The sequence below is a fragment of the Butyricimonas sp. BSD2780061689_150309_C8 genome (assembly GCF_015560935.1).
Taxonomy (GTDB): domain Bacteria; phylum Bacteroidota; class Bacteroidia; order Bacteroidales; family Marinifilaceae; genus Butyricimonas; species Butyricimonas paravirosa.
Genome location: NZ_JADMSV010000015.1, coordinates 16,130 through 39,777 on the forward strand (window position 1 = coordinate 16,130; position 23,648 = coordinate 39,777).

Genomic DNA, 23,648 nt, shown 5'->3' on the forward strand with positions numbered 1-23,648 from the left:
TTCGTTTCACGAGTATAAATTCAAACGAACATGGTTATGAAAGAGAAGGAAAAGAAACAAGAGAATATGGATGTGAAAAAGCATCTGACACCCGAAGATGATGAGAAATTACACGAGGCATATATAAACGCTTTAGGTGAAATTCTGGAGAATGACGATGATGATGCCCGGGATAATTTGGCTAATTACATGGACGAGGTAAAAGAAGAGTCCGATGCCTTGGGTACGGAACCGGACGAGAATGATTTGGATAGGGGAAAGAACGCTTGACTTTCCCCTATTTTATAGTATCTACCGGATTCATCCGGGAGGCTTTAAATGCTTGCCATACCACGGTCAGCGTGCCAATAATGACTGCCGCAATACCGATAAAAATAAATGATACCGGAGAAATTTCGTTTTTATAAACGAACTGAGTGAGCCACTGTGCCGAGCAGTAATAGGCAATCGGCGCCCCGATGCAAAAAGCAATCAGAATCCATTTGATAAAACGGGCGCACAGTAACACGGCGATTTGGTTTTCACTGGCCCCGTTGATTTTACGGAGGCTGATCTCTTTCCGCCTATTCTCCACGGAGAACCATGCTAATCCGAATAATCCTAAACCGGCTAGCAAAATGCTGATATAGGAAAATATTGAAAGAATTTTCATGACTTGTAACTCTTCTTCGTGAAACTCCATGTAGCGTTCAGACAGACTACAAGTTTTTATTTCGATTGCTCCGGGAGCAATTTGTTCCCAAAGTGCATTAATTTTTTCTTCAACTATTTTTCGGGTACCGGGTTGAATACGGATAATATGACGCTCGGATCCGGTATCACTGAATCGAATAAATAATGGAGTGATCTCTCGGGTGAGTTTATCTCTTGGATAATCAGCAACGACCCCGACGATCGTGTAGGTTTCATCCCCTGTTTGGAATGTTTTACCTAGGGGCTCTGTTATCCCTTGTTTTTTTAGAAAAGTCTCGTTCACGATGGCTTCATGTAATCCTTGTTTTCCCGGAGAGAAAAGTCTTCCTTCCAGAAGTTGTATATCATAAAAATCAAAGAATGCGAGATCGGCGTCCGTGCAAGCCACGTACATATTATCTAGTCCGTAAGTGCAATTTTGAGTGATAGCGCTCATCGTTCGATGCGTGATCTCCGGGATGGAAGAGAGTTGGTCATAGAAAGCTTTCGTTGTTTCATCTTCTACCGTGTAAAGTCCCCATCCTAATATCAAAATTTCATTGGCGTGTGGACGGCAATGTGTTGCGAAGTCCATCTGGTGGTGAATGTTTACCACTGTTGTCGTCAGGATAATGGATATGGTAAACTGGGTAATCACAATATTGCGAATAAGAATGGTTTTTTGTTTGTTTTCATTCTTTAGGATTTCAGATAGAGAATTTTTGTTGATTTTTAGGATCACGTATAAAGGAGGTATGATGATAATTGTACCGAGTAAAAGAATCAGCGCCAGTGGGGTATATCCGGCATATAAATCCGATAGACATAAATCGGAAGTAATGAATGTGTTGAAATAAGGAATAAGAATATGGATAATACCAATAGATACGATAAAGGAAAACATAACGAGTAATCCGGTTTCCATGATTAACTGTTTACGTATTCCTTGTTTTGATTCTCCCGAAATAAGTTGAATCCCGGTTGTTTTTAATTGTTGTATGGTGCGAGTCAGACAAATGTTGATGTGGTTGAAACAAGCGATGATAAATATGAGTATGGCAACTCCCATGCCTAAATAAACGAAAGAAGGATCACGTTTAAAGATTAATCCGTCCTCGTATAAATATTTTGCTTTTGAAAAATAAAGTTGTTCAACAGGTTTTAGATGGATCGTTCTATCCTTAAATACTTCTTCGTTCCGATCATTTATTTTTGTTAGGAAATTTGGAGCTGTAACTTTAGATGAAAGCTCGATAAAAATGTAAAAAGAGAATCCGGTAACTTTTGATATTTCTTCGTCTGGTAATCCTCGTAATATCCCAAAATGGAGAAAATTCTTTTGCGAATCGTCAATAACAGTTGTGATTGTACAAGGTTCGAATATCTTTTTGTAGATATTTTTCTCCCCGTCAAAATGAACAATATAGCGCCCTAACGTGAGAGATTTTCCAATAGGGTTAGCGATTCCGAATTGTTGGCGGGCAAAAGACCGGGTAACGGCAATTTCATTGGGGGATGAGAGTGTTTTGCGTAAATCTCCCGATAAAAGGGGAAGTTTAAAAAAGTCGGTGAAGTTGGGTGTAACAGAATAAGCATCCATGTAGTCCGATTCTTCCGCTTTTTCACTGAAAAGAAGATGTTCATTCCGGAATACACAATAGGCTTTCACTTCTGGATAAATGTTTTTTAGTTGAACCCCGCTTTCCCCGGAAATGAAAGCATCATTGGGATGGACGTCTTGTTTCCTTTGCTCCTGAACAAGATAACTATTTTTACTATTCAAGATAGAATGAGCGATATTATACTCGTGTATCACGAAAGTAACGAGCAGCGTGCAACACGTGATCCCCGTGATCAGGCTGATCAAAGAAATCAGCGTGTAGGTCTTGTTTTTTATCCAACCTCGAAATATGATTTTGAATTGAACGTTTTGCATGGTTATTCGGTTTTAAGAGTGTCTATCGGGTTTTGACGGGCGGCCTTTCGTGTCTGCCAAGTTGTGATGGCGAGGACTACAAAGACGGAAGTGAGGAAAACAAATATGAATAATCCCGCATGGATTTCTACTTTGTAAGCGAATCCTTTTAACCATTCTTTCGAGGCATAGTAAGCAACGGGCAGACCTATAAAACAAGCTAGGAGAACTCTTGCGAAGAATTGTTGATTAAAGAGTTGCATGATCTGCCATTCGGTAGCCCCGTTTACTTTACGTAGGGCGACTTCCCGAGTTTTACTTTCAACCATGAAAGTCGAGAATGCGAAAATACCCATGCCACCAATGAGGATAGTTATGAGGGCGAACAAGATGATGAGTTTTACAACGGCAATATCTTTGCCGTATAATTCTGAAAAATTATATTCTTCACATTTAAAAACGGTATTGGGGAATTTCTCTTGGAACATTGTCCGGATGTAACGATATACGTTTTGGAATTCTCCCGTTTGGTAGTGAACGATCATCGTGGAGGATATTTGAGGGAATTCGTACATGATGATTGCAGGTTCCGTGTATTTGTATAGCGGGAAATACTGGAAATCGTCCACGACCCCCACTATTTTGAGAGGGCACTCATGATCCCATAAGTTGAGAATGGTTTCCAACGGGTGTTCTAGTTGAAGAGCTTTCACGAGAGACCGGTTGACGATAGCTTCTCGGATATGGTTGGGACGGATTCTTGCAAATTCTTTCAGATCAATAGGATAGTTATACTTTTTTAGGCATCGGCCTTCTTGAAGTTGAATTTGGTATGTATCGATATAGTCAGCATCGCCGAGAATGATACGAGCTTTAATGGTTTTCTCCGGTTGGTTAGGTATTGAGATCGGCTCGGCTCTTTCGTAGCATGGGAGGGGGTACCCATTACTGGCGTTAAGTATGGCAGGGTGATGTCGCAGTTCTTGTTTTAAGGTTTCGTATCGAAATTCATTGTCCGGCCAGTAGAAATATAAGATGTTTTCTTGATTGAATCCCAAATCCATGTGTTGCATATAGTTCATTTGCCTTGATACCACGAGGGCACTGAAAAGGAGGGCGCTGAAAATTGTAATTTGTACAATTGTAAGTATTTTTTTTATATCCTTATACCCGGGAGCAGGTTGGATGGCCTGTTTGAGTCCGTTACGGTTTAATCTTCTATGAGTGTATAAGTGTAATACAAATCCGGTTAAGAACATGGCTAAGAAGACAAGTAAGAGGAATCCCGCGAATTTTTGAAAGGATAGATGGAACCTATACGGGTGTTCCGGGGAGAGAATTTCTATGATGTACGGGTGCAACACGTAAGCGAGTGCGAAAGATAGGAGTAAGGCACATAGAGTGTGAATACCAATTTCCAGCGATAACTGGTGTCGTATTGTCCGGTTGTCGGCTCCGAAACATTTTTGTATACCCATTCTGGTAATATTTTTATTTATTTGGGCCGTTTTGATCATGATGTAGTTGCCTAGTGCCAAAAATAGGATCAGTAAAATAATTCCATAGAGGAGGAGAGACAAGGATATTTGGCCTCGTAAAATGGCCTCGGGATGAAGGTGGTTTGAATGAAAATAGATGTCTGTTAGGGGTTGTAATTGGCATCTGTATTCATTGGCTTTCAAGTAAGAGTTGTTTTTTTCGATCATTTGAGGTATCATTCGCTCGATGACGGAGATGTCTGCCGTTGATGCAAGTTGAAGATAGGTATAGGAGGAACAACATCCCCAATAGAGTATATCCCTATTTTTTGAGATGACTCGACTGTCAATAAAAATGTCGGATTGAATGGAAGAATTTGCCGGTAAATCTTCGATCACAGCTACAATCCGGGCTACACATCCGTGATCTTTTTCGGAATCCAAGTCTTTGATGAATACAGTTTTATCGATAGGATTTTGGCCGCCGAAGTGCTGTCTTGCGTAATTTCGGGTGACGACGATCCAATTTAATACAGTACTGTCGATTTTCCCTTGTATAATTGGGAAATCAAACATTTGGAAGAAATTTTCATCTATAAAAAGACTTTTGGGAATGGGGATATACTCTTCCGTCTCGTTGTTTTTTATTCCGTAAGAGTTGCTGGGCATGATTCTGGTGTAATTGACAATGCCGGGGATTTCCTGTTTGGCATAAGGACCGATTAGGTGGGCAGTGAGACTTTCCCACTCCTTGGATTCTAGGTATTGGTTAGTAACCCGGTAGATATTTCCTGCATTAGAATGAAACTTGTCCATTGTCCATTCCGTGATCACGTGATTCGAGATCAATAACGTGATGGAGAAGGCTATGGCCAACCCCACGATATTGATGACGGTGTATATCTTGTTCTTTTTCCAGTTACGGAGGATAATTTTGAAATATTGCTTAAACATGGCTATTCGGTTTTAAGGGTATCTATCGGGTTTAGTGTTGCGGCATACCAAGATTGGCGAATCACGGTAATAATGCCTATCATGATTACGAGTAATATACTCGTGATAAAAATCCACGGGGATAACTCGGCCCTGTACACGAATTGCGAAATCCATGCGTTAGCCAAATACCAAGCGATTGGAATACCGAGAAGTGAGGCCCAGATCATCCATTTCACAAAACGTCCGCACACGAGCAGTACGATTTGCTTTTCGGTTGCCCCGTTAACTTTCCGCAGGCAAATTTCTTTCGTCCGACATTCCACCGAATACCACGCTAACCCGAACAATCCCATGCAAGAGAGTAGCATACTGATCCATGTGAATACGGAAACGATTCGTGCCGTCCGAAACTCTTCCTTGTGTATATCCCTGTAAATCTCGGCCAAAGAGGTAAAAACCAACGGTGATTCATCAGGAGCGATCGTTTTCCATAAGCTCTGCATCCGGGCAATCGTGGCCTCAACCTCTCCCGGTCGGGTTTTAATCACCGAGCCTCTGGCGTTTACCCAGTCATCCGTCTCCCGGATGATAATTAACGGTTCGACCTCGTTCGTGACGTGATCAATAGCGTAATCCTTGATGACTCCGCAAATCACGAAGTCCATCCCGTCATGTGAAAAAGATTGCCCGACTGGGTTTTCGATCTGTTTCTTTCTGATCAGCGATTCATTCACCAGCACCTTGTGGAGCGAAACATCGGTAGCATGACCCAAGGAATCCCCTACCACGAGTTCGGCGTGATAAAAACGGAAAAAGCGTTGATCCATCTTTAACGTGTTGGCATTAAACTCCCGGTTAGCGATGGCCCCGTTCATGAGCGGGAGGGTAGAGGTATAGTCAACAACTTCCGGCAACGTGATCACTTGCTCCTTGAATGTCTTCCACGAATGTTCGTCGGGAATATATTCGTGTTCTATGGAAACAATCGATTCCGCATCCGGGCGAATGTGTGTGATATATTCGGTCTGCCTTTTTATCGTGAGGAAAAGGGCCAGTAAAATGATCGAAATTGTGAATTGGACAACAATAATTCCGGCAATCAGCGAGCGATGAAACGTGTAATTTTTCCTTAGAATATCAGCCAGTGCCACCCGTTCCGCTTTGTACAGGATATAAATTGACGGGAACAGGATCACGGCGACAAGGGTATAGAAAATGATCGGTAGCGTTTCTCCCCGGAACAGATCTACAAAAGCCAGCTTGGAATCCATAAAGGCATTAAACGTCGGTAATACCGTGTAAATCAATACCAGTGAAATAACGAAAGCAAAGCCTACTTGGAGTGCTGTTTCTTGAATCACCTGCCACCGGATTTCGTTCCGGGAAGCCCCGTGTATCAGTTGCTGGCCGGAATAAAGCAAACGCTGGAACGACCGGGTCATGTTGATATTCACGTGATTAAAACAAGCGATAATCAGAATTAGTAGCGCGATATACAGGCTGTTTTGCAACTGTTTATAATCCCGGTACCTGAAAAGTCGGTTCTCGGAATAATCTTTCGTGTAGTACGCTTGTTCGATGGGGAGCAGGAAAAGCAGGGTGGCGTTTTCATCCTTTTCTTGCAGGGCGGATAGATCACTTCCCGCTTGCACTTGCACCACGTTATGATACCACGAAGTGCTGAAAGGTTGCCGGGCAATCTCTTCCGTGGATAACCCGAAAAGAAGCTCGTAATACAGGACACTTGGTTGGCGATCGTCAATGACTGAGGTGATCGTGTAGTCTTGGTTGACTTGTTGTTGTGAAACCCCGTAACCGTCCCCGTTCTTCACGAATACATCTTTGTAGGTTTCGAGCGAGAGAACCTCTCCCGCCGGGTTTTCCTTCCCGAACGTGCGGAGGGCAAAACTCCGGGTTATCGCGATCTCCAAGGGATGCGATAGAGTTTGTTTTAAATTCCCGCTAATCATTTCCGGTCGGAAAAGCGTGTCGAAACCGGGAGTTACTTTATAAGCGTTATCAATCTCCAGTTTGTGCTTTCTCCGGTGCATGACGACAAATTCTTGTCGAAAAGTGCAGTACCCCGTCACCTGCGGGTATTTCTCGTGTAGTTTTTGGGCAGCCCCGACCGGGGTATCGTATGTTTTCAGTTCCGAGTTGTGGTAAAAATTATCTTTCGTTTGCACCACGTAAAGCTGATCCTCTCCGGGCGTGGAATGTGCTGTTCGCTGTTCGTGCATGGCAAACCCAATCAGTAGCGTGCTGCACGTGAGACCGATAACCAGACTGAATGTCGAGATACAGGGATATATTTTGTTTTTACCCCAATGCCGGAATAATATTTTATATTGGAACATCCGCATGATCATTCGGTTTTAAGGGTATCAATCGGGTTTCGGCGTGTGGCCCGGCGTATTTGCCAGCCGGTGACGAGAACCACCAGTAGTAAAGATACCCCGATCACGCAAACGGTAATCCAAGGGCTTATCGTGACTTTGTATGCGAAACCTTGCAACCATTGTCGGCAAATCATATAGGAACAGGGAATCCCCACGACACAGGCGACCGCTACTTGCCCCGTGAAAATACGGTTCAGGTAAATCATAATTTGCCCTTCCGAGGCCCCGTTCACCTTGCGGAGAGCGATCTCTTTGGTCTTACTCTCGGCGATGAAAACGGAAAAGGCAAGTACTCCCATGCCCCCGATCAATAGGGCGATGCCCGTAAATATATACACGAGATGTCCCAGCATGATTTCTCGTTCGTATAGTTCGGAATAGGGATATTCTTGATAGCTCATCAGCGTTTCCGGGTGACGGGTTTCGTGTAATTGTCGCAGGTAACGGATCATCTCGCTTCGTTTCCCTTCCCGGTACCGGACGATGAGGGTGAACGACACCCCCGGAAGGTCACTACCGATCATGACGGGTTGAATCGGTTCGTAGAGTGAACGGTAGTGGAAGTCCTGCACGATCCCCACGATTTGCATTTTGGCGGTTCCGTCACTCAGTAGCGTTCCGATCGGGTGGCTCAATCCCATTTGCCGCACGAACTTCTGGTTCACGACAATCTCCACGACGTCCACGGGCTTACGGGAATAGATTCCCGGTGTCGTGACCTTCGTTTTGGCATCCCGTCCTTCCACGAGTTTTAACTGGTAGGTACGGAGGAAATCTTCGTCACACAAAAGCGAGTAGGATTGTATGCTTTTTTCCGGTTGTTCGGCCAAATGAATATCCCAGTGCGACCAGTTCCCGATTGGGAGTAAGGCCCCGCAACTCACGGCCAGCACGTCCGGGTGTCGCGACAACTCTTCCTTCAGAGACGTGATCTCGTAGGGATTCGGCCAATCGAAAGAAATCGTGTTCCGGTTATTGTAACCCAGCGGTTTATTTTGGAGATAATCGATTTGTCGGAGAAACACGATGGAGAAAAAAAGCAACCCGCAGAAGATTGTCAGTTGGGCAATCATCAGAATTTTCTTCAAATCCAGCGACGAGCGGGAAGAGACAATCGTGTTTTTCAGTCCGGAAGAGTTGAGTTTTCGGCTGATATGCCCGTAAGTAATTCCCCCGACGCATCCGGCAAACAGTAGGAAGATGAGTAGGAAACCGATGACTTCCGTTCCGCTCAAATAAAACGGGAAGGGATGCTTGGGCGAAATGATTTGTGCAAAATAGGGATAAAAAATAGAGGTCAGTACGACCGTCAGGGCGAAGGCCGTCACGGTATAAATGCCTATTTCCTGCAACACCTGCACGAAAATATTTCGATTACTACTCCCGAAATATTTTTGTATGGCAAACCGTTCTGCGTTTTTATCCGTTAGGGCTAGTTTGATGATGAGGTAATTACAAAATGCCAGCGACAGGATGAGCAAGAGGATTCCGAACAGAATCCAGTTAAAGGTTCCCGACCCTTGGGCAAAGGATAGATCAAAGTCCTGTATGTGATCCGAGTGCAGGTACATTTCCCGTAACGGTTGCAACTGCAATACTTCCTTTTGTTCCCGGATATAATCCGACTCCCGGTATTCAATTTGAAGTAATTGCTCTTCAACCTTTTGGACATCCGCCCCGTCGGTTAATTGAATAAACGTCTGCACGGCGTTTCCCATGTTGTACCGGTACGAATGTCCTATCACGAAAAAATCCAGAATCACGTCGGCTTGAATGGATGAACGGGGTGGCATATCCTTCATGACCCCAGCAATTCGATAAGTTGACTCTCTGCCACTCGTATACAGGTCTTCCAGATGTACCAGTTTCCCTATCGGGTTCTCATCCTTGAAGTAGCGTCGGGCAATACTTTCCGAAATTACCACCCAGCCGGGCTGTTCGAAGGCTTGAATACTCCCCGTCACAAGCGGGAACGTGAACATACTGAACAATTGTCGGTCCGCATACCCGCAGGAAATCCCGGTTTGATAATGATCGTCATTTTCCCAGCGAATTTTCATTTCCCGTGCCGTAATGATTCGGGTATAGTCAGCCACTTCCGGCAGTTCCGCTTTGGCAATCTCTCCCAGCGAGCTACAAACCTCTGCCCCCCAGTGTGTATTTCCGTCGGTTTGAACCGTGATCCGGTAAATGTGGTCAACATTCTCGTGGTACGTGTTTGTCTGCCACTCTTTTACCAGAAAAGTATAAATCAATGCGGAGGCGGTGAGAGCCACGGCCAGCCCGATCGTGTTGATCACGAAATAGCCTTTCCGTTGAAAAATCTGACGTCCTACCAGTTTGAGATGATACATATCGTGTTATTTTTAGCCGTGTTGCAAAGTACAAAAAATCACTTGAAAATAAGTCGTTCATTGTCGCCAAACATTTCGTACCCCGACGTGATGATCTTTTCACCCGGTTGAAGTCCTTCCGTCACTTGATAATAACGGGGATTCTGTTTGCCGATTTTTATTTTTCGCCGGAAAGCCTCTGTCCCGTCGGGCGACAACACGTATATCCATTGTCCCCCGGTGCTTTGGTAAAAAGTACCTCTGGGAATCAGTATCGATTCGTCCGCCGCGCCGAGTTGCAGGTTCAGATGGTACGTCTGTCCCGTCCGGATATTGGGAGGGACGGTAGTCGTGAACTCCAAGTCGGTCTTGAACTGCCCGTCCTTCACGTCGGGGTACACCTTGATCACCCCCATCTGGTAATCCTTCCCTTGTCGTTCCAACGTGGCGGTCAACCCCTTGCGTACCCGATCGATATAATGTTCGTCGATTTGTGTCATCACCTTGTAATCGTTCAGCACGTTGATCTTCCCGATCTGGCTGCCGGCTCCCACCACCTGACCGATCTCCACGTTCAGGTCGCTCAACTGCCCGTCGATCGGGGCGCACACGTTAAGCCGGGCATAGCGTTCCTGTGTCAGTCGCAGGTTACGCCGGGCATTCTCCATTTTTTGCTTGAGCATAATGACCTGCGAGTGGCGGCGAATGGAATCTTTCGTTTGTTTCTCCGTGATCAGCTCCCGGTTGTGGACGGCGTACTCGTAATCTTCTTTGGCCACGAGATACTCTTCCTTGGCGATCAAGTCTTCCTCGAAAAGTTGCTTGTTTTGCAAGTATTTTCGTTTCTTTCTTTCCACGTCAAGCTCCAGCGTTAACCGCTCCTGTTGCAGGTTCAGCTCTTCCCGTTCCAAGTCCAGCAAGCTATTCTGCACGGAGTTCTCTTCCTCGGCAAACCGATCCTTGCTATTCAGTATCTCCGTTTCCAGATTCTTACTTTCGAGTCGGATAATGACCTCTCCCGCCTTCACCATTTCTCCCTCTTCCACGAGAATCTCCTTCACGCTTCCTCCTTCCTGCACGGTTAACTGCGAGAACGTCAATGGTTCCACGTTCCCCATGATCCGGATATAGTCATGGAATATCCCTTGACTCACGTCCTCGATAGTCACTTTCTCCTTGTCCACCCGCAAAGCCGATTCGTGATTGCCGAACACGGCCCACCCGGCAAACCAAAGAATAAATATTCCCCCGATGAGGTAAGGTATATGTTTCCTCTTAATTCCTCTTTTTTGTTCTATTAGTCGATCCACGATGTTATTTTAGATTTTAGATTGAACTCCTCCGTCAGCTTCGCTGCCACCTCCTCTATAAACAGAGGAGGAGCTGGTGATTCTTCCCGAAGACAGGGAGTATTTCAACTCTCCCTCTGTTTATAGAGGGAGCACCCCGAAGGGGGGAGGGAGTTCGTTTTTTCATTTTCAATTTTCAATTCTCAATTTTCAATTGTAACGGTTTTCCTTGATAAAAATCAATCATCCTCTTCTGCATCACGTAGTCCAAGCGGGCTCGCAGCACGTCGTACTTTGCTTCAAGGAGGCTGTTGGAGGTTGTGTTCAGGTCGATGATGGTGATCAGTCCTTGCTCGTAACGTTTGCGGGCGGCGTTGTAGGAGAGGGTGCTGAAATTCTCTCGCTGCACGGCAATCCGGTAGCGCTGGGTGCAGGACTTCAAATCTTGCAGGGCTTGTTGTATCTCGTTATATAATGCTCGTTCCGTCTGTTGGTATTGTATCTTCGACGATTGATAATTGTGTTTGGCTCTTTGGAGACTGGAACGGCGGCTCAGACCGGAGTAGAAGGGAATACTCATGCCGATGCTGAACCCTTTCCCGATCTGGTTGCGGTCCGTGATCTGTGAGAAGAAATCACCCGAACGCTGGTCGCTGTAATTTCCGAAAGAGATACTTCCGCTAATACTGATCGAGGGATATAACCCGGCTCTTGCCGAGTACACGCCGAGCTGTGCGGAACGGATTTGGTAAGCGGCCAATTTGATTTCCGGCAGCGTCTGGAGTGCTTGTGTGAAAACCTCTTTTGGCTTCAATTCGTGGAGTTCCGGGTGAACTTCGGAAACCGACCGGGCATCAATCTTTAATTCCTCTTCCGCGTTATAATTCATAATATATTTAAGATTAGCCTGTGCGTTGAGACAATTATTTTGTGCCGTGATCAGCCGGAACTCCACGGAGGCTTGCTGCGCCTGCATCTCGAAAAGATCGCTTTTCGGCTTTTTCCCTAACTCGTATTCCCGTTCGATCTTTTTGAGACGCAACCGGGAGTTTTCCACCTGTTCCTGCGTGATCCGAACCTCTTCCTCGGCATACAATAACGTGAAGAAAGCATTCATCACCTGTATGGCGATCTGGTTGGCTTGGTTCTCGGTTTCTTCCCATCCCATCAGGCGGCTTAACTTGGCAGCTCGCAGGCGATTGATATTACTGAACCCGGCAAACACGGTCAGGCTACTGCCTACGCCGAATCCCCCGACCGACATATAGCGGGTATTCGTGTACGTGTTGGTTTCCGGGTCAATTCCCCGACCGAAACTGTAACTGACACCGGGAGAAATCCCGCTAACGGAGGGTAGAAGCGAGAGCGTGGCATCCCGCACGTCCAGTTTATCGTTTTTATTTTGTAGCTCCCGTTGTTGCATGGAAAGACTTTTCTCCACGCCGTAATCAATACACTCCTGAAGACTCCATTCCCGGTTTTGCCCGTTGACAAGCAAACCGGATGTTAAAATGCTCAATAGAATGGAATATTGCTTTAATATCATCATTTTTTGTTTTATCTTGCATCCAGAGGAACGAATGTCGTGCCAAAGTCGGAAAGTGTTTGTTTTCAGCTGTATAGAGGAAAATAGGGAAGAACGGGATGTCAAAAAATAAGACACGATTGTCTAATTATTTGACACGTGGTATAAAGTATATTTTGGTAATGTCTTGATAATTAGTGTAAAATGCCTTTTGGCATGATAATGGTATGTTCAACGTGAAGTTTTACTCGTAAATAGATTGAATCATGATAAGAATTGAGCATTTAAGTAAAGTATTTCGCACCGAAGAGGTCGAAACAACAGCGTTGAACGATGTGTCCCTTCACGTGAAACAGGGAGAATTTGTGGCCATTATGGGACCTTCCGGTTGTGGTAAGTCAACTTTATTAAACATCATCGGTTTGTTGGATAACCCGACATCCGGGAATTATTATTTCAACGGGCAGGAAGTCGGGCATTTAAAAGAGAAACAGCGAACGCAGGTTCGCAAGGGGAACATAGGTTTCGTGTTCCAGAGTTTTAACCTGATTGACGAGTTGAATGTCTATGAGAACGTGGAATTACCCTTGATCTACCTGAAGAAAAAGGCGTCGGAGAAAAAGGAACTAGTCACATCGATTCTCGACCGGATGAACATTAGTCACCGGGTCAAGCACTTCCCGCAGCAACTTTCCGGGGGACAACAACAGCGGGTTGCCATTGCCCGTGCCGTCGTGGCAGGGCCCAAGCTGATCCTTGCTGACGAGCCGACCGGAAACCTCGATTCCAAAAACGGGGCGGAAGTCATGAACCTATTGACCGAGCTGAATCAAGAGGGAACCACCATTGTCATGGTGACCCACTCCCAGCATGACGCCTCGTATGCCCACCGGGTGGTTCATCTTTTTGACGGACAAATCGTGACCGAACTGGAAAATCGGGAAATCCTCTGATTTAAGATAGAACGATTACTCACCGGAAAATTTTGGACGAGACGGGAAGAATTAAAAACCAAAAAATAACAACTTATGAAAGGTAAAAGCTTGCTCTTCGGATTGTGCTTGTGTCTCTGGACATCGTTGGGATGGGGACAACGAGTGATTGAAGTCCCGTGGTACGAGACCTCCAACACGTATATGTTTGATATTATAAAAATGGAGCTGACCGATGAGGCAACAGTTATCACGGGACAAGTGAAGTATTTCCCTAACGAGTGGTTTCGGGTTGTGGGACGTACGGTATTAAGAGGGGAAAGTGGTAAAGAGTACAAGCTCTTAAAAGCAGAGGGGATCAAGCTGAATGAACAGGTATTTTTACCGGAATCCGGGCAGATGACTTTTCAACTCTATTTCGAACCCGTGGCTGCCGGGGAGAAAAAGGTGGATTACGTGGAAGGGAACCATGAAACGGACTGGCGGATTGGGGGAATCGTGTTGGATGAGAAACCGCAAAAGCTGGAAAAGGAGAGCGATTGCCTGATTCGAGGGAAGGTGCTGGGACACCCGTCGAGCTATCGATTAGTGTTGATGGGGTATTATGACGACAATCGGATTCAGAAACCATACGCCATTATACCTGTTCGAAACGGGAAGTTCGAATACCTGTGCAAATTAGGAGAGAGCAAAATGTACTGGTTGGTGTTTACCGACGAACTGGCAAAATCTTCTTATCGTCCGGTAAGTTTTTTCATTGAACCGGGGGAAGTCGAGATCACGATTCAGCCGGAAGATGCCTATACGGATTCGGAAACTTGTGGAAAAGAGGTCAATGAGCTGTATCAACGTTATCAACAATTAAGAGAAGAACAATTTCATTTTAGCACGATATATCGTCAATATGATTCATTGAGAGAGCCTGCACTTTATTATACACCTAGGGCGTTGGAATTGCATGAATTGATGTCTCAAAATTACGAGAATAAACAAAAGTATGATAGTTTGGATGCTATTTACCAGCAATTAAAGAAGGAGAACAAAGAGTGTACCCCTCAAGCAATAGCGTTGAACGAAAAATATAAAAATTTAAGGAAAGAAGAGCAGAAATGGAAAGAGGGATACATGGAAAAGTATCCGTCGGTGGCGACCTACTTCCTGTTAATGGATGATTTAAGACATTGGGTAGATTACCGGGTACATGGCTTCCCCGAAGAACTTGAGATGTTGTCTTTTAAAGACTTGCCGCGTCTGGAAAATATGTATTATACCATCTATAAACCCATGTTCCCCAAACATTCATACACGGAGTTAATTGCTACCATGCTCCAGTCATTAAAACAGATAGAAGTGGGTGGACATTACATCGACTTTACTGCCCCGGACTTCGAGGGAAATCCCGTGACGTTATCCGAGCAGATAAAAGGAAAGGTGGCTTTGATAGACCTGTGGGCTTCTTGGTGTGGACCGTGTCGACGGTCGTCGAAAAGTATGATTCCCGTATATGAGAAATACAAATCCAAGGGTTTCACGATCGTCGGGGTTGCCCGTGAAAAGACAGTGCAAACAGCGAAAGCCGCGGCCCTTCAAGATGGCTACCCGTGGTTGAACCTCGTGGAACTCAACGATGCCGGGAACATTTGGTTTAAATATTGTGTCGGTAATTCCGGAGGAGGAACTTTTTTGGTGGACCAAGAGGGGAAAATTTTAGCCATCAGTCCGACAGCCGAGGACGTGGAGCGTATTTTAGAAAAGATGTTGAAGTAGAAAAACAAGATATATGGCGAAACAGGGAACCATACTGGTAGTGGACGATAACAAGGCCGTGCTGAACGCTTTGGAGATGCTGTTGGCAGGAGTGTTCCGGGAGGTAATTACGATCCGAACCCCGAATCAGATTGAGGCAATCCTCGAATCCGGTCGGGTGGACGTGGTATTGTTAGATATGAATTTCTCGGCGGGAATCAATACCGGGAACGAAGGACTTTATTGGTTGTCGAGGATCAAAGGGTATGCTGCGGAGATCCCTGTGGTTTTATTCACGGCTTATGCGGACATTGATCTGGCGGTGCGAGCCGTGAAGGAAGGAGCGACAGACTTTGTTGTCAAGCCGTGGGATAATGCCAAGCTTGTGGCAACCCTGTTGGCGGCGTATCGTCTGCATGAATCCCGACGGGAGGTGAAACAACTTAAAGCAAAGGAAGAAGTGCTGAAAGGGCAGCTTTCCCCGGAACGAACTGTCGTGTGGGGAGAGTCGGATGCCATGCGCCGGGTACGTCAATTGATTGAAAAAGTGGCGGTCACCGATGTGAACGTGCTGATTACCGGGGAAAACGGCACGGGAAAAGAGATTGTGGCAAGGGAAATTCACGCCTTGTCGGGGCGGAAAGGGGAGGTGATGATTTCGGTGGATATGGGAGCAATCACGGAAACCCTTTTCGAAAGTGAGTTGTTCGGTCACGTGAAAGGGGCTTTCACCGATGCACGGGAAGACCGTGTCGGGAAATTCGAGGCGGCAAACAAGGGTACGTTATTTCTGGATGAAATCGGAAACTTGTCATACGCTCTGCAATCCAAGCTACTGGCAACCCTGCAAAGTCGGAAGGTGATCCGCGTGGGATCGAATAAACCGATCGACGTCAACATCCGTCTGATCTGTGCCACGAATAGCGACTTACCCCGGATGGTCAAAGAAGGTACTTTCCGGGAAGATTTACTTTATCGCATCAACACGATCCACGTGGAAGTCCCCCCGTTACGGGAAAGAGGGAATGATATTCTGTTACTGGCAGAGGCCTTTTTACGGGACTACGGCAGGAAATACCGGAAACCCGATTTGTCCTTTTCCGGCGAGACCCGGCAACGGCTGTTAGGATATTCATGGCCGGGAAACGTGCGGGAATTACAGCACACCGTGGAAAAAGCCGTGATCATGTGCGATCGGCAGATACTCACCCCCGAAGATTTCCTGTTCAAAAGCGAGCCGGGCGAGATGGCTCCCTTGGAAACCCTCGAGGATATGGAACGGGAGATGATCCGCAAGGCTTTGGAACGGCACGAGGGCAATTTGTCGGCTGTCGCGTCCCGGCTGGGAATCACCCGGCAAACCCTGTATAACAAGATGAAAAAATTCAATCTGTAAGAATAAGATATGGTAAGAAACATCACCTTGCGGGTATTGGCGTATTTGTTACTTCTGATCGTTCTGGTCGTGGCGACCTGTTATTTTTTGTCGGAAGATGAGTATATTCCGGGTGTTGCCACGGCAATACTTGCCGTGGGGTGTTGCTTTCGAGTCGTGTGGAACGTCCGGTCCGTGAACCGGAAACTGGCTTATTTCTTTCAAGCCTTGGAGAACGATGATTATTCCATTCATTTCCCGGAACACGACGGTAGCCATTCCGAGCGTTTCCTGAACGGGGTGCTGAACCGGATCAAGGATATTTTGCAGAACACCCGCTTGGAGATACAGCAACGAGAGCAATTTTACGAGTTGATCATAAACAGCGTGAGTTCCGGGATAGTGGCATTGGACGAACGGGGATTCGTGACGCAGAATAATCAGGTCGCCTTAAAATTGCTAGGCTTGGAGATATTTACACACGTCAACCAGTTGGAACGAGTATCCCCGGCCTTAAAATTGTTGGTGACGGAAATCCGTCCCGGAGAGAGTCGGCGGGTGACTTTCACAAACGAGCGGGGTTCCGTGCAATTATTGGTCAGTGCCTCTCACATCCTGTTAAGAGACAAGCCCATCACCCTGTTAGTAATGAATGACATCGAGAACGAACTCGACGAGAAAGAAATTGATTCTTGGGTACGTCTGATCCGGGTGTTATCGCACGAGATCATGAACTCGATCGCTCCGGTAACCTCTTTGAGCGACACGTTACTTGTTATGCACTCTGACCCGGAAATTGCCCCCGATGACTTGAAACGTAACACGGAAAACGGGCTAAAGGTGATTAGTGAAACAGGTAAAGGACTGATCTCTTTTGTGGAATCCTATCGTAAGTTTACCCGTATCCCTCGGCCTGAACGGGAATTGATCAACTTGAACGAATTTATCCAGCGGGCGGTGATCCTGAGTAGTACGGAACCGAATTTCCCGGAAGTCACGATCGACATTTGCATTGAGCCGGAAGACTTGAAGGTTTTTGCCGATCCGAACCTCATGGGACAAGTTCTTTTGAACTTGATGAAAAATGCGTTTTACGCTTTGCGGGGTAGGGAAGATGCCCACATCACCCTCTCGGCCGAACACGGGCCGACGGGAAAGGTGTTGATCCGGGTACGGGACAACGGTCCCGGTATTCCTCCCGAAATCATGAACGAGATATTCGTCCCCTTCTTTACCACGAAAGAAGAGGGTTCGGGCATCGGGCTAAGTGTCTCCCGCCAGATCATGCGGATGCACGGCGGTAATCTAAAAGCTTCATCCATAGAAGGTAAAGAGACGGTATTCACGATTATTATCTGAAAATGATGATTTGTTTTCGTTTGAAACCTTGTCGAGAATCAATGTATATCTGTTGAATTCGACAGGAAGAACATATCGTAGGAAAAATCTTCTGATTTAAGTTCGGATTCAGAAAAATTTTAACGCTTGTTTCTCTTACAATAATTAACAAAATTTGTATTAGATAGCGATTATCTAGTTATCATATTGTAAGCCGCTCCCATTCCCCTCCCATTCTGCTCCTATTCCTGTCCAATTAAAATAGAAATGGAATAGTAAATATTTAGTAGATGTAAATGAATTTTTACATAGTTAATAACAAGTATATCGATAGAAGATAGTTTGTAGAGGTAAAAAATGGGTTGTTCAAAAAGTCTAATCCGGCATTTTCGGTTTAGTTTTTTCAAAAAGAGTTTGAAAAGTCTTGTTTGGTGCTGTTACATTAAGAGCATAGGACGGTGACACGCGCGAGGGAAAGATTATTTTTCTTTTCGAAAGTCTCTCGCGAATCACGAGATTTTTGAAAAGAAAAAGAAGCTGTGGGGGGGAAGAAAATCGCAATAAAAATACATTTTACCACGATTTTCTTCATTAAATAGTTGCAAGAGACTTAGAATTCAACCCCTTTTATCCTGTCTATAGTCTGATTATTTTACTTTCGGTCTTTTTGTACATTTTCTCGTAACCAATCCCCCATGATTTGTAGGGCCTCTTTTGAAAACACGTCTTCTAGGTCGGGAATTTCTTCCCGGGTACACTCTTTACAGCGCTGGAACATGTGGTTTAGGCCGGGGAGTTCCACTATTTTGTATTGTGTGTTTCCACCTTTATCCAGTAATTGCTTGATGGATTCCAAGTTCTCTTTGGCGGGAACCATGATGTCTTTGTCCCCGTTTAATGCCAGAACGGGTTTATGGATGCGGGGGATATAATTTTCCGGATCATAATTGATCATTTCCCTGTACCAACGTCCTTGTGCCTGATGCAGGTAACGACTGAAAAACATTTCGTCTCTCCCGTCATTAAAATTGACGGCTTTCAGCGTGGCCTCATCTTGTTGGGCTACCCATTGGTCGAAGGCTTGTCGTAAGGGTATGTCTAAGGGTTGTTCCAAGGGGACGGAGTGTACTTTGTCGAATAGCGTGTTGAAAAGGCTCATAAACTGATCCACCCGTTCCGGGGTCATTCCGGGAGTAGTACGCAAGATCGCGTCATTTTGTAATTTCAATATTTGTAAGCCATCAACACCCACTCCTGCCAGAGAAATAACAAATGACACGTCCGGGGAGTCAGCTCCCAGCATGAGTGCTACTTGTCCACCTTCGCTATGTCCGATGACCCCGATGTGCTTGGTGTCTGTTTCCGGGCGTTGTTTCAAGTAATTGATTCCGGCTTGGGCATCCCGTGCAAAATCACTCGTCGTGGCCTCTTCGTATATCCCGTTGGTTTTTCCGGTTCCTCGGTCATCGGCTCGTAGTACGATAAAGCCTTGTCGGGTGAGGTAGTCCGCTATTTTGAAAAAGGGCTTGTGGCCGGAAAAGGTTCCGTCCCGGTCTTGTTTCCCAGTTCCAGATATAATAATGGCAGCTGGAAAAGGGCCTTTACCTTGTGGAATCGTCAGTGTGCCTGCAACTTGTATCGAATCACATGACTCGTAGGTGACTTCTTCGGAACGGTAAGGATAAGGTGGGCGTGGATTTTGTGCAAAATAGACCGGTTGGAGGCTATCGACTTTACCGAGAGCGAATTCCCGAGTCTTTCCGTAGGTGGTTACTTCGGCTTGAATGGAGTCTTTGCCGGAATGGAAGGAACCTTCAAAGCGGATGTTCTCCCGGTTGAAGATGGCAAGGATACTTTCGTCTGAAAGTACGAGCGTGTCGGCTTTTGCTTTGTCAATCCATTGTTCCGGAAGTGACAGGAAGGCTTGAGATGTTCCTTCCGGTGTGGTCTCTAACTCGATGAAAACTCGTTTACTACCGGATTGTCCTTGCCAAGCATGAGGCGAAGAGGTACATCCGATCAGCGTGACGGAGGATAATAGCGCAATTGTTTTAAAGTGTAACATACAGTTTTAATTTTAGTTTTCCCTCAAAACATCCAACCGCCTGAAAAGTGTCACTTATTTTCGAATTTCTTACTGAATTTTCATTTTCAATTTTTAATTCTCCATTTTCAATTGTTTCAGCGTGATGACCGTGATCTCCGGCCATGCACCGAAACGCAAGGGCATCAGTCCGATATATCCTAATCCAACGTTGACATACAAACCTTGTTTGCCTTCCATGTAAAGCCCACTCCATTCCGGGTACATGAATCGGGACGGGGAAAGTCGTCCGACGGCAAATTGCATGGCGTGTGTGTGCCCTGCCAGCATGAGGTCGATGTCCGTGTCGAGTACTTCCCGGCGCCAGTGCGTGGGATTGTGGCTTAACAATAGTTTGAACGCGCATTGTTCCGTGCCTTTCATGGCTTTGGGGAGGTCACTGTATTGAGAGAATGGAGGTTCCCCGTTATTTTCCACGCCGATTAAGGCGATGCTGTCCGCGGCACGTTTCAAAATCACGTGATCATTGTTTAATAATTGCCAACCCATGACGGCCTGCTTGTCTTGTATATCCCGGATATTCTGATCCCGGGCCTCGGTGGTAGGCCAGTTGTGGTAAGGACCGTAGTCGTGATTCCCGAGAATGGAGAATACTCCATCCGGGGCTTTCAGTTGTGCCAGAATGTTTTCGAATGGTTCCAGTTCCGTGGCTTTCGTGTTGACGATGTCTCCCGTGAAAACAATTAAATCGGTTTGCTGGGCGTTGATCCGGTCCACGGCTTTTTGTAAGGCTGCCCGGTCTCCGTTCCAACTACCCGTGTGTATGTCGGAAATCTGGGCGATACGATACCCGTCGAAAGCGGCGGGGAGGTCCGGGGAGGCGAAAGTGACCTGTTTCACGTCAAATCGTGTTTTACCCCATATAGCCCCGTAGAGAACCATGATCATCATGCAAGCTCCCAGTACGACTCCCAGCCAGCTAAAAGGCTGGATTTGCCATTTGAGTAAGTATTTTAACGGTAAATCGAGCAGCGAGCAAACCATGAAGATCGTTTTCGGCAGGACGATGACCATGTAGGCGATTGTGAACGTACCGATGAGGCTTTGTATGGCCAGCGCATCCTTGGAGGATAGTAGAATCCAGACGAGTGTGAACACTAGGAGCACGGAAGGGAGAAACCACAGCCAACCGAACGGGCTACCGCCTGTTGATCTGGTGATATACAATTTGTAGATATAGACGTCCGGAATAATAAGTAACAAAAAGAGATAGATGGATAGTTTTCCAAGCATATATTTTCTATTTTTTATGTAAGTGATATTGACGTGTCGTTTGTTTCTTTATTTAACAAAGTTATCATTTCTTTTCACGTGGTTCTCACGTACAAGATTTTTTATCTTTCTTTGGGAAATCTTTGAGATATTGTTTGTTGCGAAAAAAAGGATTCATCAATTTATTGAGGTGTGATTAAAGGATTGTCAGTTTGTTATTCTGTTTTTATTATTTGGAGGGTGTGTTACTTTGGGGGTTACTTTTGTTTTGGGTTTGTATCTGTTATGGTATTAGGTATGTTCTGCAATCGAAATCTTTTTTGGATGGAATCCGGCAGAAAAAGTATTGAAACTGAATCCGATAAATACGATGCGGTATGAATATTTACATTGCCTGCTTAATGGCAAGTAATGTTATAAATGTGCCATTATTTTTGTGTTACCAGATATTTTTTATAGGTTTGTCTTGACCAAATGAAGATATATGAGCGATTATCTTGGTGGCGTGATAAATGGTATAAATGATAAAACGGAGGAGGCATTCAAGTATTTATATAATACTTTTTATGCATCGTTGTGTCGTTATGCTAATCGTTTTGTGGGAGAGTTTATGGATGAAGAGGATGTGGTGCAGGAGATTTTCGTGAAATTGTGGGAGAGAGAAGGAAAGTTTGAAAATATGCGGGCCGTGTCGGCTTATCTTTATCGCTCCGTACATAATGCTTGTCTGGTATATATTCGGGATCAAAAGGAAAAACGGCAGGAAGAACTTATTCAGCATTTGGGAGAAGTGATGACATTTGATTCCACGGATAACGAGCAATTATTAATTGAAGAAGAGTACTATCGTCAGATATTTACCGTGTTGAATTCCCTATCGGATCAGAGACGTGTTATTGTAGAAATGACCATGAAAGGTATGAGGAATGAAGAGATTGCTCAATCTTTGCATGTTTCGGTAAATACAGTTAAAACATTGAAAAAGAAGGCTTACGTTTATTTGCGTGAGAATCTTTCCCGGGAAGGTTGGATGTTTTTATTTACTTTTTTGTAATTTTTTCTCAAAACTATCACCCTGTTTTGTAAATCTGTGTTTCTATAGTAGAAACATAATTTAGTTATGAGCGATTTTTACAGGATAGCAAGTTTATTTCGAAAATTCCGAACGCACGCAATTCAAGAAGATGAGGTCCGGGAATTGTGGGAATGGATGAAGGCAGAAGAGAATCGAGAGTTTTTCAAGCAGATGATGGACGGTGAGAGGGAAGTGAACGTGATACAGGAGTTAAAGAAATATGATCGGGAGGCAGCATTTCGGAAATTTGCCGGTCGAACGCATTTAAGAAAACGACGTTTGATGTATTACATGCGAGTGGCAGCCGCAATCGTATTACCAATTATTTTGGGGGTGTTGCTTTATTGGTGGGTAGATACTCCCATACAGGAAAATATATCGGAGACCTTGTCTCCCGGGCAGAAAAAAGCAATTCTTACTTTGGATGATGGAACAAAAATGGCTTTGGGGAATGTTGTAAATGAGGAAATTATTGGGCGTGAAGGTGGCGGATTGAAGATTGATTCCACGGGGTTAAGGTATGATGGAGAAAAACGGGAGGAAACGATGCGGATGAATGAATTGTATGTTCCGCGGAAAGGTGAGTATGCTTTAACTTTATCCGATGGAACACGAGTATTCTTGAATTCTGATTCCAAATTAGTGTATCCGGTGACATTTGGGAATGAATGTAGGGAGGTCATTTTACAGGGTGAGGCTTATTTCGAGGTAGCGAAAGATGAAAAGCGTCCATTTATTGTGAAGACTTCAGATCTTTCCGTACAAGTGTTGGGAACAGCTTTTAATTTATCATGTTATCCGGATGACTTGCGGGTTGAAACAACATTAGTAAGGGGGAGTGTTAAAGTCGAGGAAAGCAAAAACGAGATATTATTGGAACCTGGGGAACAAGCTTGTTTTGATCGGGGAAGTGGTAAAATGGATAAATTGAAAGTGAACCCGGCCTTGTTTATTTCGTGGAAAGACGGTCTGTTTGTTTTTGAACGGGAGCGTTTGGAAGATATGTTGACTATTTTATCTCGTTGGTATGATGTCGTGGTATTTTATAAACGTACGGATGTAAAAGATGAATTGTTTACGGGTGATTTAAAAAAGTATAATAGTATTGAGGAACATTTAAAGATGTTGGAAATGACAACTGATGTACAATTTGAAATACGTGGAAACACGATTATTGTGAAATAAAAAGAGAAGGGTGTTCCCGCACCCGTTCTCTTGGTTATTCAAAATGTAATATTAACATTTTAAGCAAAACAAATGTATGAAAAAAAATCGTAATGAACGAATTCCACGGCGGGGAATTCGTTTTAGAAAAATCG

15 protein-coding genes are annotated in these 23,648 nt (G+C 45.0%); 7 read left to right on the top strand and 8 right to left on the bottom strand.

Features of this window, described 5'->3' with window-relative positions; translation table 11 throughout:
* Positions 1 to 36 precede the first annotated feature (36 nt).
* Positions 37 to 270, top strand: a complete 234-nt coding sequence (locus I2I33_RS12120; RefSeq protein WP_118301916.1) for a hypothetical protein — start codon at positions 37 to 39, stop codon at positions 268 to 270.
* A 7-nt stretch (positions 271 to 277) separates the two neighbouring features.
* Here I2I33_RS12120 and I2I33_RS12125 read toward each other — a convergent pair whose 3' ends face one another.
* From I2I33_RS12125 to I2I33_RS12150, 6 genes are all read right to left on the bottom strand, one after another.
* The gene (locus tag I2I33_RS12125; protein ID WP_087422103.1) at positions 278 to 2,608 is read right to left on the bottom strand and encodes an ABC transporter permease; all 2,331 of its coding nucleotides are present in this window, start codon (positions 2,606 to 2,608) and stop codon (positions 278 to 280) included.
* Between the two features lie 2 nt (positions 2,609 to 2,610).
* On the bottom strand, positions 2,611 to 5,019 hold the full coding sequence (locus I2I33_RS12130) for an ABC transporter permease (RefSeq protein WP_087422104.1): 2,409 nt from the start codon (positions 5,017 to 5,019) through the stop codon (positions 2,611 to 2,613).
* A 2-nt stretch (positions 5,020 to 5,021) separates the two neighbouring features.
* Positions 5,022 to 7,364: an FtsX-like permease family protein gene (locus tag I2I33_RS12135; protein WP_162613846.1), complete on the bottom strand. Its 2,343-nt coding sequence runs from the start codon at positions 7,362 to 7,364 to the stop codon at positions 5,022 to 5,024.
* A 2-nt stretch (positions 7,365 to 7,366) separates the two neighbouring features.
* A complete protein-coding gene (locus tag I2I33_RS12140) occupies positions 7,367 to 9,754 on the bottom strand; it encodes an ABC transporter permease (protein WP_087422106.1) in 2,388 nt (795 codons plus the stop codon).
* Positions 9,755 to 9,792: 38 nt separating this feature from the next.
* The gene (locus tag I2I33_RS12145) at positions 9,793 to 11,043 is read right to left on the bottom strand and encodes an efflux RND transporter periplasmic adaptor subunit (protein ID WP_087422107.1); all 1,251 of its coding nucleotides are present in this window, start codon (positions 11,041 to 11,043) and stop codon (positions 9,793 to 9,795) included.
* A gap of 175 nt (positions 11,044 to 11,218) precedes the next feature.
* Positions 11,219 to 12,568 (bottom strand): TolC family protein, encoded by a 1,350-nt coding sequence (locus I2I33_RS12150; RefSeq protein ID WP_162613847.1) that lies wholly within the window; start codon positions 12,566 to 12,568, stop codon positions 11,219 to 11,221.
* Positions 12,569 to 12,813: 245 nt separating this feature from the next.
* On the opposite strand from I2I33_RS12150, the gene I2I33_RS12155 reads away from it, so the two are divergent.
* From I2I33_RS12155 to I2I33_RS12170, 4 genes are all read left to right on the top strand, one after another.
* Positions 12,814 to 13,500 (top strand): ABC transporter ATP-binding protein, encoded by a 687-nt coding sequence (locus I2I33_RS12155; protein WP_087422109.1) that lies wholly within the window; start codon positions 12,814 to 12,816, stop codon positions 13,498 to 13,500.
* 75 nt (positions 13,501 to 13,575) lie between these two features.
* The gene (locus tag I2I33_RS12160; protein WP_087422110.1) at positions 13,576 to 15,246 is read left to right on the top strand and encodes a TlpA disulfide reductase family protein; all 1,671 of its coding nucleotides are present in this window, start codon (positions 13,576 to 13,578) and stop codon (positions 15,244 to 15,246) included.
* Positions 15,247 to 15,259: 13 nt separating this feature from the next.
* Positions 15,260 to 16,621, top strand: coding sequence for a sigma-54-dependent transcriptional regulator (locus tag I2I33_RS12165; protein ID WP_087422111.1), 1,362 nt, complete (start codon positions 15,260 to 15,262; stop codon positions 16,619 to 16,621).
* 9 nt (positions 16,622 to 16,630) lie between these two features.
* Positions 16,631 to 17,959 carry a sensor histidine kinase gene (locus I2I33_RS12170; RefSeq protein ID WP_087422112.1) on the top strand — a complete coding sequence of 443 codons (1,329 nt, stop codon included), beginning with the start codon at positions 16,631 to 16,633 and terminating at the stop codon, positions 17,957 to 17,959.
* 631 nt (positions 17,960 to 18,590) lie between these two features.
* On the opposite strand, the gene I2I33_RS12175 is transcribed toward I2I33_RS12170, so the two are convergent.
* Both I2I33_RS12175 and I2I33_RS12180 read right to left on the bottom strand, forming a co-directional pair.
* Complete coding sequence (locus I2I33_RS12175; protein ID WP_087422113.1) at positions 18,591 to 20,003, bottom strand: alpha/beta hydrolase family protein; 1,413 nt, start codon at positions 20,001 to 20,003, stop codon at positions 18,591 to 18,593.
* A 93-nt stretch (positions 20,004 to 20,096) separates the two neighbouring features.
* A complete protein-coding gene (locus I2I33_RS12180; RefSeq protein WP_087422114.1) occupies positions 20,097 to 21,275 on the bottom strand; it encodes a metallophosphoesterase in 1,179 nt (392 codons plus the stop codon).
* 463 nt (positions 21,276 to 21,738) lie between these two features.
* On the opposite strand from I2I33_RS12180, the gene I2I33_RS12185 reads away from it, so the two are divergent.
* Together I2I33_RS12185 and I2I33_RS12190 are read left to right on the top strand one after the other, a co-directional pair.
* Positions 21,739 to 22,308 carry an RNA polymerase sigma-70 factor gene (locus tag I2I33_RS12185; RefSeq protein ID WP_087422115.1) on the top strand — a complete coding sequence of 190 codons (570 nt, stop codon included), beginning with the start codon at positions 21,739 to 21,741 and terminating at the stop codon, positions 22,306 to 22,308.
* Positions 22,309 to 22,374: 66 nt separating this feature from the next.
* On the top strand, positions 22,375 to 23,514 hold the full coding sequence (locus I2I33_RS12190) for a FecR family protein (RefSeq protein WP_087422116.1): 1,140 nt from the start codon (positions 22,375 to 22,377) through the stop codon (positions 23,512 to 23,514).
* Positions 23,515 to 23,648 lie beyond the last annotated feature (134 nt).